The sequence below is a fragment of the Silanimonas algicola genome (assembly GCF_054777375.1).
In genome coordinates this window covers 42,016-56,958 of sequence record NZ_BAAHAS010000003.1, presented here as the reverse complement: position 1 = coordinate 56,958, position 14,943 = coordinate 42,016, and the positions used below count along the sequence as shown (strand labels likewise).

At 68.0% G+C, this 14,943-nt stretch carries 14 protein-coding genes; 12 read left to right on the top strand and 2 right to left on the bottom strand.

Features of this window, described 5'->3' with window-relative positions; all coding sequences use genetic code 11:
* The 6 genes from ACYVAK_RS10440 (at nucleotide 1) to ACYVAK_RS10415 (ending at nucleotide 5,575) form a co-directional block, all read left to right on the top strand.
* Nucleotides 1-858, top strand: coding sequence for a CheR family methyltransferase (locus ACYVAK_RS10440; protein ID WP_461060676.1), 858 nt, complete (start codon nucleotides 1-3; stop codon nucleotides 856-858).
* Entirely contained in the window at nucleotides 855-1,481 is a 627-nt protein-coding gene (gene cheD, locus ACYVAK_RS10435) for a chemoreceptor glutamine deamidase CheD (RefSeq protein ID WP_461060674.1), read from the top strand. Before ACYVAK_RS10440 ends, cheD begins: the two co-directional genes overlap by 4 nt.
* The gene (locus ACYVAK_RS10430; protein WP_461060672.1) at nucleotides 1,481-2,527 is read left to right on the top strand and encodes a protein-glutamate methylesterase/protein-glutamine glutaminase; all 1,047 of its coding nucleotides are present in this window, start codon (nucleotides 1,481-1,483) and stop codon (nucleotides 2,525-2,527) included. The genes cheD and ACYVAK_RS10430 overlap by 1 nt, the downstream gene beginning before the upstream one ends.
* 104 nt (nucleotides 2,528-2,631) lie before the next feature.
* Entirely contained in the window at nucleotides 2,632-3,810 is a 1,179-nt protein-coding gene (locus ACYVAK_RS10425; RefSeq protein ID WP_461060670.1) for a methyl-accepting chemotaxis protein, read from the top strand.
* A gap of 128 nt (nucleotides 3,811-3,938) precedes the next feature.
* On the top strand, nucleotides 3,939-4,769 hold the full coding sequence (locus tag ACYVAK_RS10420; protein WP_461060668.1) for a substrate-binding periplasmic protein: 831 nt from the start codon (nucleotides 3,939-3,941) through the stop codon (nucleotides 4,767-4,769).
* Nucleotides 4,766-5,575 (top strand): substrate-binding periplasmic protein, encoded by an 810-nt coding sequence (locus ACYVAK_RS10415; RefSeq protein WP_461060666.1) that lies wholly within the window; start codon nucleotides 4,766-4,768, stop codon nucleotides 5,573-5,575. The genes ACYVAK_RS10420 and ACYVAK_RS10415 overlap by 4 nt, the downstream gene beginning before the upstream one ends.
* A 33-nt stretch (nucleotides 5,576-5,608) precedes the next feature.
* Here ACYVAK_RS10415 and ACYVAK_RS10410 read toward each other — a convergent pair whose 3' ends face one another.
* Nucleotides 5,609-9,166, bottom strand: a complete 3,558-nt coding sequence (locus tag ACYVAK_RS10410; protein ID WP_461060664.1) for an indolepyruvate ferredoxin oxidoreductase family protein — start codon at nucleotides 9,164-9,166, stop codon at nucleotides 5,609-5,611.
* Nucleotides 9,167-9,499: 333 nt separating this feature from the next.
* Between ACYVAK_RS10410 and modA the strand changes: the two genes are divergently transcribed.
* From modA to ACYVAK_RS10385, 5 genes are all read left to right on the top strand, one after another.
* The gene (gene modA, locus ACYVAK_RS10405; RefSeq protein ID WP_461062120.1) at nucleotides 9,500-10,204 is read left to right on the top strand and encodes a molybdate ABC transporter substrate-binding protein; all 705 of its coding nucleotides are present in this window, start codon (nucleotides 9,500-9,502) and stop codon (nucleotides 10,202-10,204) included.
* Nucleotides 10,205-10,214: 10 nt separating this feature from the next.
* Complete coding sequence (gene modB, locus ACYVAK_RS10400; protein WP_461060662.1) at nucleotides 10,215-10,898, top strand: molybdate ABC transporter permease subunit; 684 nt, start codon at nucleotides 10,215-10,217, stop codon at nucleotides 10,896-10,898.
* Nucleotides 10,895-11,608, top strand: a complete 714-nt coding sequence (locus ACYVAK_RS10395; RefSeq protein ID WP_461060660.1) for an ABC transporter ATP-binding protein — start codon at nucleotides 10,895-10,897, stop codon at nucleotides 11,606-11,608. Before modB ends, ACYVAK_RS10395 begins: the two co-directional genes overlap by 4 nt.
* A 47-nt stretch (nucleotides 11,609-11,655) precedes the next feature.
* Entirely contained in the window at nucleotides 11,656-12,408 is a 753-nt protein-coding gene (locus tag ACYVAK_RS10390; protein WP_461060658.1) for a helix-turn-helix domain-containing protein, read from the top strand.
* Between the two features lie 75 nt (nucleotides 12,409-12,483).
* The gene (locus tag ACYVAK_RS10385; protein WP_461060656.1) at nucleotides 12,484-13,296 is read left to right on the top strand and encodes a TOBE domain-containing protein; all 813 of its coding nucleotides are present in this window, start codon (nucleotides 12,484-12,486) and stop codon (nucleotides 13,294-13,296) included.
* Between the two features lie 191 nt (nucleotides 13,297-13,487).
* Here ACYVAK_RS10385 and ACYVAK_RS10380 read toward each other — a convergent pair whose 3' ends face one another.
* Nucleotides 13,488-14,369: a tellurite resistance/C4-dicarboxylate transporter family protein gene (locus ACYVAK_RS10380; protein ID WP_461060654.1), complete on the bottom strand. Its 882-nt coding sequence runs from the start codon at nucleotides 14,367-14,369 to the stop codon at nucleotides 13,488-13,490.
* 155 nt (nucleotides 14,370-14,524) lie between these two features.
* On the opposite strand from ACYVAK_RS10380, the gene ACYVAK_RS10375 reads away from it, so the two are divergent.
* Nucleotides 14,525-14,866, top strand: coding sequence for a hypothetical protein (locus tag ACYVAK_RS10375; RefSeq protein ID WP_461060652.1), 342 nt, complete (start codon nucleotides 14,525-14,527; stop codon nucleotides 14,864-14,866).
* Nucleotides 14,867-14,943: the final 77 nt, after the last annotated feature.

The following is a 14,943-nucleotide window of genomic DNA, read 5'->3' as shown; positions in this document are numbered from 1 at the left end:
ATGGCCGGTGTTGGCCCGCGTGACTTCGAGTACACCGACCGCGATTTCAAGGTCGTCTGCGACCTGATCCGAAAGCGGGTGGGCATCGCCCTCACCGACAGCAAGCGCGACATGGTCTACAGCCGGCTCACGCGCCGGCTGCGGACGCTCGGCCTGTCGAGTTTCGAGGACTACCTCGCCCACCTGCAGCAGCAGCCGCAGGACGACGAGGAGTGGCAGCAGTTCACCAACGCTCTGACCACCAACCTCACCAGCTTCTTCCGCGAGAGCCACCACTTCGAGATCCTCGCCGAGCAGCTCGGCCGGCTGAAGGCGAAGGGCGGCACGGTGGACCTGTGGTGCTGCGCCGCGTCGACCGGCGAAGAGCCCTACTCGATCCTGATCACCGCCTGCGAGGTCTGGGGTTCGATGAAGCCGCCCGTGCGGCTCTGGGCCACCGACGTCGACACCCAGGTGCTCGAGACGGGCTCCCGCGGCGTCTATCCGTACGAGCGCATCGCGGGGTTGAGCGAGGAGCGCAAGAAGAAGTTCTTCCTCCGCGGCACGGGGGGCAACGACGGCCTGGTGCGGGTGAAGCCGGCGCTTCGCGAGCTCGTCGAGTTCCAGACCCTCAACCTGCTCGATCCCAGCTACCCGAAAACGCCCGAGTTCGCCGCGGTGTTCTGCCGCAACGTGATGATCTACTTCGACAAGCCGATGCAGCGCGAGATCCTGTCGAAGATCGTCCTGAAGATGGGGGCGGAGAGCCTGCTCTACACCGGGCACTCCGAGAACTACATGCACGCCAGCGACATCGTCGCCGCCTGCGGCCGTTCGCTGTACCGCCGCGCCAGCGCCGCCGGCGGGGCCGGCAGGTGAAGCTCCGCGCCGCCCGCGCCCTCGACCCGGAGGCCTCGGCGCGCTCCCGCGCCTCGCCGCTCGTCTACAAGGACGCGCAGCTCGGTGCCGACGTGATCAAGATCCTCCCGGCCGAGTTCTTCGTCACCGACCAGCCGGTCGGCCTGATGACGGTGCTGGGCAGCTGCGTGGCCGCGTGCATCCGCGATCCGTTCACGCAGCTGGGGGGGATCAACCACTTCATGCTGCCCGACGGCGACACCAGCGACGGCGCACCGGCCCGGTACGGGTTGCACGCGATGGAGCTGCTGATCAACGAGCTCATCAAGGCCGGGGCCAAGCGCGAGCGCTTCGAGGCCAAGGTGTTCGGTGGCGGCAACGTGCTGAAGAGCTTCACGTCGACGCCGGTCGGCACGCGCAACGCCCAGTTCGTCTCCGAGTTCCTCCGCGACGAGAAGATCAACGTCGTCGCGAAGGACCTCGGTGGCATCCATCCCCGAAAGATCTGTTACTTCCCGACGACCGGAAAGGCCATGGTGAAGCTGCTGCCGCACGCGCACGACGATGCCGTGGCCGCCGAGGAAGTCGCCTACAAGGAGCGGTTGCGGCAGTCGCCGATCACCGGCTCCGTGGAGCTGTTCTGATGCCCATCAAGGTCCTGATCATCGACGACTCCGCCCTCGTGCGGCAGCTGCTCACCGAGATCCTGTCGAAGGATCCGGAGATCGACGTCATCGGCGCCGCGCCGGACCCGATCATCGCGCGCGACAAGATCAAGCAGCTCAAGCCCGACGTGCTGACCCTCGACGTCGAGATGCCGCGCATGGACGGCCTGCAGTTCCTCGCCAACCTGATGCGCCTGCATCCGCTGCCGGTGGTGATGGTCTCGAGCCTCACCGAGGCTGGCGCCGACGTCACGCTGAAGGCGCTGGAGCTCGGCGCCATCGACTTCGTCACCAAGCCCAAGCTCGACGTGGCGAAGGGGCTGACGGCCTACGGCCCGATCCTCTGCGAGAAGGTGAAGATGGCCGCCAAGGCCAGGATCATCAGCCTGCCGGCGCGGCCGGTGGACAAGCCGCCGTCGCCCGCGCCGGCGACGGCGATGTCCTTCCGCACGACCGACAAGCTGATCGCCATCGGCGCCTCCGCGGGCGGCACCGAAGCCTTGCGCGTGGTGCTGGAGATGATGCCGGCCGACGCACCGGCCACGGTGATCACCCAGCACATCCCGGCCGAGTTCAGCCGCCCGTTCGCCGAACGGCTCAACAAGCACTCGGCGATGGTCGTCATGCAGGCCGAGGACGGCGCACCGATCCTCGCCGGCCACGCCTACGTGGCCCCCGGCGGCAAGCACCTCGAAGTGGTGCGCGACGGCGCGCGCTGGCGCTGCCGGGTCACCGACACCGAGCCGGTGAACCGCCACAAGCCGTCAGTGGGCGTGATGTTCAACTCCGTCCTGAAGGCCGCGGGCACCAACTGCGTGGCCGCCCTCCTCACCGGCATGGGCGACGACGGCAGCCGCGAGCTGCTCACGCTGCGCCAGGCCGGCATCCGCACCCTCGTGCAGGACGAGGCGACCAGCGTGGTCTGGGGCATGCCGGGCACCGCCTTCCGTCTGGGCGCCGCCGACGAGGTGCTGCCGCTCGACAAGGTCGCGGGGCGCCTGCTGGAGCTGGCCCGCAACGCCTGAGGCACGGGACTTGCAGGGGTGGAAAGCCCCCTCCTGTCTTCAGGAGGACTCTAAAGAACCCCCCGCAAACGCCGATACCAGCGGGGAGATTGAAGGAATCCGCCATGATCCAGCGCCTGCTGAAATACACCGCCGCGCCGCTCGTCCTGTCCCTGGTCCTCATGGTCGCCAAGGCCCTGGGGGTCGCGCCGGCGATCGAATGGGCCCTGCTGCTGGTGACCCTGCTTGCCTGGGGCGTCGGGGTCGGCGTGCTGGCCGCCACCGGCGGCCGCAGCAAGAACGCCTCGCGCATGATCGCCGAGGAACGCGCCCTGCTCGGCGAGCTGCGCAGCTTCGTCTCCAACGAGATCGAGGGCACGCGCGGCGAAGTGAACCGCACGCGCGAACTGATCCGCGAGGCGGTCGCCAAGCTCGGCATCAGCTTCGACGCGATGATGCGCCGTTCCAAGGAGCAGGCCAGTGCCGTGTCGCGCATCGTCGACCGCAGCGACGGCGGCGGCGTCGACGTGCAGCGCTTCGCCCACCAGGCCGCCTCGCAGATGAGCGGCCTCGTCGAGGCGCTGGAAGAGGTGAGCGGGCAGAGCACCGCCACCGTCCAGCAGATCGACCTGATGGCGCAGCACCTCGACGGCATCTTCGCCCTCCTCGAGGACGTGAAGTCGATCGCCGACCAGACCAACCTGCTGGCCCTCAACGCCGCAATCGAAGCGGCGCGTGCCGGCGAGGCGGGCCGCGGCTTCGCCGTGGTGGCGGACGAGGTGCGCAACCTGTCCGAGCGCAGCACGGCCTTCAACGAGCAGATCCGCAAGCTGGCTTACAACTCCAAGGAAGCCATCCACAAGGTGCGCGAGACGGTCAGCACCATGGCCAGCCGCGACCTCGACCGCTCGCGCGGCGCAAAGGACGAGTCGGCCAACATGCTGCGCCAGGTCGACCAGATCCAGCGCACGCTGAGCGACGGCATGCGCGAGATCCAGAGCGCGAACGCGGCGATGGAACAGCACGTGGGCGACGCCGTCCGTTCGCTGCAGTTCGAGGACATCGCCACGCAGGCGATGGGCTCGGCCCTGACCCACATGGAACGCCTCGCGGCGATCAACCGCGAAGCGATGGGCATGCAGGAATTGTTGAACAAAGCCGGCGAAGGCAACGAGCAGGAACTGCTCGCCGCCCTCCGCCGCCTGTCGTCGCGCATCAAGGAGTTCCGCGGTGAGTGGGAGCGCCAGCCGCACAAGCCGGTGACCCAGAACAACATGTCCGAGGGCGAGATCGAGCTTTTCTGACCGCCCCCCTGACGGACTTGCGTGACGCGCCCGGCGGATTCACGCTCGGCCGGGTGTCACAATGCGCCGGCGCCACGACGGTGGTGCCATGCGCGGGTCGAGGAGGAGCCGGGTTGCCGGATCGGGAAATGAGGGTCGCGAAGGGCCTCGCGAGCGCTGTCGTCGCGATGCTCGTCCTCGCGACCCCCGCGCTTGCCGATGCCTGCAACAAGACGGTGCGCTGGGAGCTCCAGCCCCCGTACGGCGTCGTGCATCCCGATGGCGAGCGTGCGGGCTACTACACCGACGCCGTCGCGGCGGCCCTCGCCCGGATGGGTTGCAGCACCACCCTGGTCGATCGCCCGTGGGCCCGCGGCCTCAAGGAGCTCGAGGACGGGCGGCTCGACATCATGCCCGGCATGCTCCTGACCCGCGAACGTATTCGCTATGCCCGTTTCTCTCGCGGCATCAACCTGTCGCCGAACCTGCTGCTGCTCACTGCCGAGGCGGCGGACCGGCATCCGCTGCGCCGGCTTTCCGACCTGCGCGAGACCGATCTCAAGATCGCGATCGAGGTCGGCGCCTACTACAGCGCGGAATACGCCGCGCTGCTGACCGATCCCCGCTTCGCCGCGCGCCTGCATCCCGCGCCCGACCGCCAGCGTGCGTGGCGCATGCTCGATAGCGGCCGGGTCGACGGCGTGATCTCGGACCAGGCGTCGGCCCTCGTCGCCGGCATTCCGCTGCAGCCCACGGACGGCGCGCCGCGGCCAGTGCTCATGCTTTCCGCGTCGCCGGCCCGCGTGGCCTTCAGCCGGCGCAACCACGATGCCGCCTTCGTCGCCCGCTTCGACGATGCCATCGAGTCCCTGATCGCCGATGGCACCCTGCTGCGGCTGCGCGAGCGCTACGTGCCCTGCCCGACCGACCCGGCCACCCTCGGCTGCGCGGCGGCGCCAGCGCCGGGCGCCGTCCCATGACCTTCCGCCGCATCGACGTCCGCGCGCTGGTCCGGCACTCGACCGCCGCGCTGTTCCTCGCCCTGGCTCCCCTTGCGGGCCCGCTGGCCTGCGCGTGGCGCGTGCAGATGCCCAGCATCGAAAGCTTCACGCGACCGGGCCCGGGCGGCGAGCTCGAAGGCTATGCGGTCGACGTCGTGCGCGAGGGACTGCGTCGCATCGGCTGCACCCCGCAGTTCGTCGAGCTGCCCGGGCCGCGCAGCTGGGAGGCCCTGCGTGCCGGGGAGCTCGACCTCCTGTTCGGCGCGCGCCCCAGCGCCGAGCGCGAACCGATCGCGCGTTTCCTCGGGCCGATCGACCATGCGCAGCTCGCCCTCTATGTCCGCCGCGAGGCGATGGGCGATGCGCCGCTGCGCGCCTTGGCCGACGTCCGCGGCACCCGCTTGCGCATCGGCATCGAGCGGCTCTCCAGCTACGGCCCCGAATACGACGCGCTGCTCGACGATGCGGCGTTCCTCGCCCGTCTCCGCATCGTCATCAGTCGCGAAGCAGGCATCGCCATGCTGGCCGGCGGCCGTCTCGATGCGGTGTTCGCCGACGACGCCAGCGCCGGCCGGCTCGGCGGTGTCGACGTCGTCCGCGCGGTGGCGCTCACGCCCGTGCCGGTGCACATCGCCGTCAGCCGGGTGAGCATCGACCCGCGCCAGTCCGAGGCGCTTGCCGCCGCCCTCGACGCCATGGCGGCCGATGGCACGCTGGACCGGCTGCGTGCCGCCGCGGGTTTCATCGTCGAGGCGCCGGTGCCGGAAAAAGAAACGCCGCCCTGAGGCGGCGCTTCCCGGGTCGCGGCGCGCGAGACCTCAGGCCGTCGTCACCGTCGCGGCGATGCCGGGCTTGGCCCAGCGGCGGAGCAGCTCGGCGCGGAGCGTTTCGGCCTTGGCGACGTGACGTTCCTTGACGTGGCCGAAGCCGCGGATCTGCTCCGGCACTTCGGCGATCTCGACCGCCAGCGCATGGTTCTCGCCGGAGAGCTTCGGCAGCAGCTCGCGGATCGTCTGCAGGTACTCGTCGCGCAAGCGGCGCTCCATCTTGCGCTCCTCGGTGTGGCCCATCGGATCCAGGGCGGTGCCACGCAGGAACTTGAAGCGCTTCAGCACCTTGAACGCGCTGAAGATCCACGGGCCGTACTCGCTCTTCACCAGATGCCCGTCGGCGTCCTTCTTCGACAGCAGCGGCGGCGCCAGGTGGAAGCGCAGCGAGCCACCGTCCTCGAACTGTTCCTTCAGGCGCGCCTCGAACTCGCCCGAGGTGTACAGGCGGGCGACCTCGTACTCGTCCTTGTAGGCCATCAGCTTGAAGGCGTAGCGGGCGACGGCGTGCGACAGCGCGTCCTTGCCCGGCGTCTTCGCGCTCTCGGCGGCGCGCACCTCGGCGACGAGGTCGCTGTAGCGCTTCGCGTAGGCGGCGTTCTGGTAGTCGGTGAGGAAGGCCACGCGGCGGGCGATGGTCTCGTCGAGCGTCAGCGACAGCGTCTCGTCGTCCAGCGCGTCGGCCGTGCCGCTGCGCTGCGCCGGCGCGGCATCCGCCGCTTCGACCACCTTGTCGAGGTCGATGGCGGCGAGGCGACCCCAGCCGAAGGCCTGCTTGTTCATCTCGACGGCGGCGCCGTTGAGCTCGACCGCGCGCATCAGCGACTCCAGCGACACCGGCACCAGGCCCATCTGCCAGGCGTAGCCGAGCATGAACAGGTTGGTGGCGATGGCGTCGCCGCACAGCGCGGTGGCCAGCTTGTTGGCGTCCACCGTGAACGGCGCGCGGCCGCCGAGGCTCTTGCGCACCGTCTCGATGATCGCGTCGGCCGGGAACTGCAGGTCGGGCTGCTTCAGGAACGAGGACGGCATCGCCTCGTAGGTGTTCAGCACGACCTCGGTGCGGTCGGCGCGGATCTTCGACAGCGACCAGTAGTCGTTCACCACCACCATGTCGCAGCCCAGCACGAGGTCGGCCTCGCCGGCGGCGATGCGCACGGCGTGCAGGTCGGCCGGCGTCTTGGCGATGCGGATGTGGGTGGTGACCGCGCCGCCCTTCTGCGCGAGGCCGGTCTGGTCGAGCACCGAGGCGCCGCGACCCTCCAGGTGCGCGGCCATGCCGAGCAGCGCGCCGATGGTGACCACGCCGGTGCCGCCCACGCCCGTGATCAGGATGTTCCACGGCTGCTCGAGGCTGGAGCGCACGTTCGGCATCGGCAGGGCGGCAAAGTCGACCTTGGCCTTCGGCTTGCGCTTCTTCAGCGGCGCATCGACGACGCTGACGAAGCTCGGGCAGAAGCCGCGCACGCAGCTGAAGTCCTTGTTGCAGCCGCTCTGGTCGATCTCGCGCTTGCGGCCGAACTCGGTTTCCTTCGGCAGCACCGAGACGCAGGCCGACTTGACCGAGCAGTCGCCGCAGCCTTCGCAGACGAGGGAGTTGATGACCACGCGCTTCGGCGGGTCGACCATCAGCTTGCGCTTGCGACGGCGGCGCTTCTCGGCCGCGCAGGTCTGGTCGTAGATCAGGATCGAGACGCCCTTCACTTCCGACAGCCGCTTGTGCACGGCGTCGAGCTCGGCGCGATCGAAGAACTGCACGCCGTCCGGGAAGATCGACGGGTCGGACCACTTCTCGATGTCGTCGCTGACGACGACGATGGCCTGGATGCCCTCGGCGCGCATCTGCCGCGCGATGTCCGGCACGGTGAGCGTGCCGTCCACCGGCTGGCCGCCGGTCATGGCGACGGCGTCGTTGTAGAGGATCTTGTAGGTGATGTTGACCTTGGCCGACACCGCCTGGCGGATCGCCAGCGAGCCGGAGTGGAAGTAGGTGCCGTCGCCGAGGTTCTGGAAGACGTGCGGCGTCTCCACGAACGGCGCCTGCCCGCACCAGGTCGCGCCTTCGCCGCCCATCTGGGTGAAGGTGTCGGTGCGGCGGTCCATCCACGTGACCATGTAGTGGCAGCCGATGCCGCCCAGCGCGCGATGGCCTTCCGGCACCTGCGTGCTGGTGTTGTGCGGGCAGCCCGAGCAGTAGGTCGGCACGCGCGGGAACAGCGGGCGCGGCAGGGCCAGCTCCTGCTCCTTCTCGGCGATCCACTTCAGGCGCGCGGTGATGGCTTCCGAATTGAAGAAGCGGTTCAGGCGCCTGGCGATCACGCGGGCGATGCGCGCCGGGGTGAGCTCGCCGGTGCTCGGCAGGATCCACTCGCCGCTCTCGTCGTACTTGCCGACGATGCTCGGGCGCCGGCCGCCATCGAGGCCGAAGTCGAAGTTGTAGAACAGTTCCTTCATCTGCGCCTCGATGAAGGCGTGCTTCTCCTCGACGACGACGATGTCCTCGAGGCCGCGGGCGAAGGCGCGGATGCCCTGCGGCTCCAGCGGCCAGGTCATGCCGACCTTGTAGACGCGGATGCCGATGGCTTCGGCGTCCTTGTGGTCGATGCCGAGGTACTCGAGCGCCTGCAGCACATCGAGGTAGCTCTTGCCGGTGGTGACGATGCCGAGGCGCGCCTTCGGCGAGTCGTAGATGACCTTGTCGAGGCGGTTGGCGCGCGCGAACGCGTGCGCCGCCTTCACCGCGTACTGGTGCAGGCGCATCTCCTGGTCGAGCGGCGGGTCGGGCCAGCGGATGTTCAGGCCACCCGGCGGCAGCTCGAGCTCGGTCGGGATGACGATGTCGAGCTGGTGTGGATTGACGTTCACCGAGGCCGATGACTCCACCGTCTCGGCGATCGTCTTGAAGCCCACCCAGCGGCCGGTGTAGCGGCTCATGGCCCAGCCCAGCAGGCCCATGTCGAGAATGTCCTGCACCCCGGCCGGGTTCAGCACCGGCATCATCGCGCTGACGAACTCGCCTTCCGAGCCGTGCGGCAAGGTCGAGCTGCGGCAGGCGTGGTCGTCGCCCGCCATCACCAGCACGCCACCATGCTTGCTGGTGCCCGCGGCGTTGGCATGCTTGAGCACGTCGCCCGAGCGGTCGACGCCCGGCCCCTTGCCGTACCACATGCCGAACACGCCGTCGTACTTGGCGCCGGGCCACAGGTTCGCCTGCTGGCTGCCCCACACCATGGTGGCGCCGAGGTCTTCGTTGATGCCGGGCTGGAACTGGATGCCGGACGCGGCGAGGTGCTTGCGCGCCTTCCACAGCTCGAGGTCGACGCCGCCCAGCGGCGAGCCGCGGTAGCCGGAGATGAAGCCGGCGGTATTGAGCGCGGCGGCGCGGTCGCGCTGCTGCTGCATCAATGGCAGGCGCACCAGCGCCTGGATGCCGGACAGGTAGATCCGGCCTTCGGTGCGCGTGTACTTGTGGTCGAGGGTGTACCCGCCATCGACAATGGCGGAAGACGCGGCGGAGCGGTCCGTGGCGGAGGGCAGGACGGCAGACATCGGCAGGGCCTCGGGGGCGTTCGAGCAAAGACTCGGAATTATAGCCCGTCCCGGCTCCGGCCCCGGGTGGAGGTGGCGGGCCGAAAGAAAGTTCCAAATGCCGAAAGAAAGTTCCAAACCTAGGCACGTTGGCCGGGAATCGACCCAAAACAATGTTCCAAACGGCGATGAACGCCCCAATTGGCGGTAAAGGTGGCCCGCCCCCGCCCTTTGACTTGCGTCATGGTCAGAGGCCGGAGGGGCGACTTACTGTTGCGCCTCACCGGACATAACGGGATCGCCGTGTCCCACCGCCAACGTTTGAAGATCCTGAGCTTTCTGCTCTGCCTGCCCATGTCGACCGTGTGCGCCGCCGAACTGACGGTTTCGGCGGCGGCCAGCCTAGGGGAAGCTTTCACCGAAATCGCGGAGCGCTTCGAGGACGCCCACCCCGGACACGAGATCCGCCTGAACCTCGGGGGATCAGGCGCCCTGTTGCAGCAGATCAGGGCAGGAGCGCCAGTGGATGTCTTCGCCGCCGCAGACAGCGAAACGATGGACCGGGCCGCTGCGGACGGATTGGTTGACGCCCGCCAGCGGCACGACATCGCTGGCAATGCGCTGGTGGTCGCGGTCCCAGCCGACACCCAGGCCATTCCGGCCACCCTTGCGGCGTTGGCCGACCCTCCCGTCCGCCGCATCGCGATCGGCCAGCCGGACGCGGTGCCGGCAGGGCGCTATGCCCGCGAAGCGCTTCAGAACGCTCAGCTTTGGGAAGCCCTTGCTCCTCGCCTCGTCCCTGCACAAAACGTGCGGCAGGCTTTGGACTACGTCGCCCGTGGCGAAGTCGACGCCGCCTTTGTCTATGCCACGGATCTCCCCCTGCAACCGGGACGTGTGAAGCGCGCCTTCACCGTTCGCGTGAAGGCGTCGATTCGCTACCCGATCGCGCCCGTGGCGGACAGCCGCGAGCCAGGGGCGGCCCGGGCCTTTGTGGAATTTGTGCGATCCGCCGAGGGCCAAGCCATCCTGCGGCGCCACGGATTCCTCCCGCCATGAACGGTGCTCGATGAACGAGTTCGCTGCCGCATGGCCGGCCCTCGCGCTATCGCTCAAGGTTTCGCTCTGGGCCAGCGGCATCACCCTCTTGCTGGGGACGGCTCTGGGCTACCTCCTTGCGCGCGGTCGCTTCCCGGGCCGCGAACTGGTGGACACCCTGCTGACCCTCCCGATGGTGCTGCCCCCCACCGTTCTCGGCTACTACCTGCTGGTGCTGATTTCGCGCCGAAGCGCGCTGGGTGGCTGGCTCGATGCGACCTTCGATGTGCAGTTGGTCTTCACTTGGCAGGCCGCAGTGATTGCCGCGACCGTGGTTACGCTCCCACTGGTCTTCAAGCCCGCGCGAACCGCGTTCGAGGGCGTGGACCATCGGGTGGAGGCGGCTGCACGAACGCTCGGATTGCCGGACTGGGCCGTTTTTCTGCGCGTGACACTCCCCCTGGCTTGGCCGGCGATCCTCGCTGGATTGCTGCTCGCGTTCGCCCGGGCCATGGGGGAGTTCGGCGCCACCCTGATGGTGGCCGGTAGCATCCCCGGTCAGACCCAGACCCTCTCGGCAGCCATCTACGAGGCGGTTCAGGCCGGACAGGATGGGCGCGCCCTGTTCCTCGTCGTGGTCATGACGGTGGTGTGCTTGGCGGTGCTGCTCGCCGCAGGAAGACTTCGTGCGAACACCTCGAGGGGTAAGGCGTGATCGACACGGCACCACGGATCGACGTCGCACTCCGTGCCAGCTTGCAGGCCGGCTCGCGTCGCTTCCGACTCGACGTATCGTTTCAGAGTGCTGCCACTCGGCTCGTCATCTTCGGGCCCTCCGGTTCCGGAAAGACCCTGCTTCTGCAGGCCATCGCAGGCGTGGTGCGCCCGGATAGCGGCCACGTGCGTCTGGGCGGCAGGACGCTCTTCGATTCAACGGCCGGCCTCGACGTGCCGCCTCGGGACCGGCGGCTGGGCGTGGTGTTCCAGGACTACGCGCTGTTTCCACACCTCAACGTGCGGCAAAACGTCAGCTTTGGACTCTCCACAGGCCCTTTGAACCCGACCCGTCACCAACGTGATGCCCGGGTAGAAGACTGGCTTCAGCGTTTGGACCTCACCGCCAGCGCGCACCAGTTCCCGCATCAGCTGTCGGGTGGCCAGAAGCAACGGACCGCCGTGGCCCGTGCCCTCGTCCGAGCACCGGACGCCCTCCTGCTGGACGAGCCTTTCGCGGCTCTCGACCACGGATTACGACGCGAACTCCGCGGCGAGTTGGATGCGTTGCAGCGCCGGCTCGACATTCCCATGCTGCTGGTCACCCACGACCCCGAGGACGTCGAGGCACTCGGCGCAGCCACGGTCCAACTGGCTGGTCGCGCGGGCGAGGACCGGCCTTCACACGAGCGTAGAGGTGGAAAGGAATAGCGCTGTTGCGCAAGGATGGGCGCCACGCCATGCCTTCGCCCCATCGGATGGAACCGCGCCTCCTCCAGACCCTGCTCGAGCAGCGCGCCTGTTCCGACTGCGTGCTCAAGCCGATGTGCAAGCCCGCCATCGTCAGGCCCGACGAGTTGGAACGGATGTCGGACCACGTGCTCCCCCGCCGATCACTGAGCGCCGGTGAGCGGCTTTACGAGCAGGGCCAGAAGGTGCGCTCCCTGTTCGTGTCTCAGGCTGGCGTCTTCAAAACGGAAACACTGGCGGCGGATGGGAGGCTGCAGGTCCTCGGTTTCCACTTCCCTGGCGAACTCATGGGCTTGGAAGCGATTGCAGGGATGCGCTTTCGTGCTGACGCCTTTGCGCTGGAGCCCGCCGTCATTTGCGAGATCCCGCTGTCGGCACTGGAAACGGCGGCCAGCCGACAGCCGGAATTCCAGCATCATCTGCTACAAGCGGCAGGCTCCTGCCTGGCCGATCAACAGGAACATGTCGAGCTCCTGGCGATGCGACAGGCCGACGAGCGCGTCGCGCTGTTTCTGATCGGCCTTCTTCAGCGCGCCGAACGGATCTCGGGGAAGGAAGAAGCGTCGATCCATCTGGCGATGGGCAGAACCGATCTCGCGAGCTACATGTGCCTGACCATCGAAACCGTCAGTCGCACCTTCTCCTCGTTGCGCGATGCCGGGATCCTCGGCGTTCAAGGGCGTCACCTGACGGTGCTCGACCGCCAACGCCTGATTGGGATGTCGGGAAGCGAGGGTGCGAAAAGCACACGACGCGCATGAGCAGCCCTCTTGACCCACATCATTTCCGAAGTGGCCGCTGACGCCTAGCGTTGCGCACAGGCTTCTGGAATCCAAATGACCTTCATGATGCAGCCGTTCTCGCCTCGAGGGGCGCTCTGGATGAGCGCGGGCGAGGACATGGTGGCCGACCGCCAACGGATCGAGCTTCTTGTGAAGATCGATGAGCTGGGCTCGATCTCACGCGCCGCGAAGGTGATGGGATGGGGCTACAAGTCCGCTTGGGACGCCGTGGAGACCATGAACGTCTTGGCGGGCTCTCCACTGGTCGCGAAAGCCGTCGGAGGACGCGGCGGTGGCGGAACTCGGCTCACGGATCAAGGCCAACGACTGATCAGGACGTTTCGCCTGATCGAGCGCGAGCATCGGCGGTTCATTGAAACCCTCGATCGGGATGCCGCCGGCATCGCCGACGAAGCACTGCTCTCTCGAAGGACCTCCATGAAGACCACCGCCAGAAACCAACTTCCCGGGCGTGTCATGGTCGTTGCCGAGGGCGCCCTCCACGACGAGATCGAAATCGATATCGGCGGCCACCAGCGAGTTGTCGCCATGGTCACCCGCAGCAGCCGAGAAGCACTCGGTCTGGGGATCGGCGTGGAAGTGTTTGCCCTCGTCAAGGCATCGTCGATCATCCTAGCGTCCGCGGACGCACAGGCGAGGTTCTCGGCGCGTAACCAGATCACCGGCCACGTTCGTCGGATCATCACGGGCGCCGTGAGCACGGAGGTTGTCCTCGAGATGCCGAACGGTGGTCACCTTGTCGCCAGCATCACGTTGGCGAGCGCGCAGGCCCTCGCGCTGAAGGAAGGCGATGTCGTGACCGCGCTGTTCAAGGCGTCCGCCGTGATCCTTGCGGTAGTCGCCTAATTCTGCGGCGCGGTGCCAGGCCGCCAAGGGCGGCGGCCCAACCGCCTTAGCAAACCCATCATCACCGCCACCCAAGCCAGGCTGCCGCCTGCCAAGACCAGCGTCGAGATCCAACCCAGCGGCTCGAAGTCGGCGGCCAAACCAAGCCGTGCGCTAGCCACGGCGTACATGCCAAGCGGGAACACCAGACTCTACATGATCGGTTCGTAGCGCAACGGGCGTCGATTGATCCCGTGTTTCCAGACGCCGAACAGGGTGAGTAGCGGGATCCACCACGTCGCCCACGCCCAGATCATCATCGTCACGCCATCGACGAAGGGGCGCTGCGCTGCGAGGAAAGGCAGCGGTGTCTCCAGCGCGATCAGCGTGGTACCGGCATTGGCCGAGATCGCGGCAGCACCCATCACGACCCAGAGCAGTGGTCCGACGTCGTCCGGCGACAGGCGCAGGAAGAAGATGCGGTAGCAGAACAGGGTCACGAAGATGCCGTAGAGGCACAGCCCGAGCCCCCACAGCATGTGCACCTCCACCTGCATGTAGCGCCCGTACTCACCGAGCTCAGGCACGAGGCGCGCGCCCAGCACCACCAGCGACTGCGTGCCGACGATGGCGATCAGCCAGCCTCCGTGCACGATGTTCACGTTGTGCTCGTGGGTGAGAAAGGTGAGCACCGCGAAGGCGAGGTAGAGCAGCAGGCACCAGACCACGAAGGCGAAAGCCCACAACCCCATCGCAACCGGCGCATGCCCGTGACCGAGCGCGATCTGCCCGACCAGCGACGCCGCCGCGACGAGGGTGAAGAAGCCGAACACCAGGCGCGGATTCGTGAGGTCGTCGCGGACGGCCTGCGACGCGATGAGCACCCGTGCGAGCGAGAGGCCCAGCAGGACCACGAAGGCGAGCACGGCGATCGCATCGAGCGCGCGTCCCGCTATCGGCAGCCCGTGCAGGTGGAAGCCTTGCGCCAGGATCGCGCTGGCCATCACCAGGGCGAAGTTGCCGGGATGCAGGGCGGCGAGGCCGCGGCGCTCGGCGGGCGCGGCGGCGGGAGGCGGAGGAAGGGGCTCGGACATGCCCGGATTATCAACGCGACGGCGGACGGATGGCGGGTTCGCGAATCCGGCGTCGCTTGTCCCCGGCCATCGCGGGGCGTAGCGTCGGACGCGCGCCAGGTCCATCCCGCGCACAGCGGCGGCGCTTATGCCTCACCACCCGAGGAGCACGTGCCATGTTGCGAGCGTTCTTCGATGATCGTGTCCCCGGCCACCGCCGGTTGTCCCACGTGTTCTGGATCGATGGCGTGGTCATCAGCCACATCCTCTTCGTCGCCCTGCTCGCGGTCTACGAGACCCTGCCAGCAGCGGCCTTCCTCGCCGGCGCCCTGCTGTTCCTCGGCTACACCGCGTGGATCATGCGCGCGATCTGGCTCAACGCCGGCAACGTCGACCGCGCGGACTGGGGAACGATGGCCCGCGTGCTGACCATCGGCTGGACGATCAACTCGGTCACGGTCTGCGTGTTCCTCGCGCTGGCCCGACTCGACGGCCAGCCCTTGCAGTTCCTCGGCTGATCATCGCCTCGTCTTGACCTGCGGCAAGGCCGTCCCTTGGGGGACGGCCCGACAATTCGCGTGGAACGTACCCACGG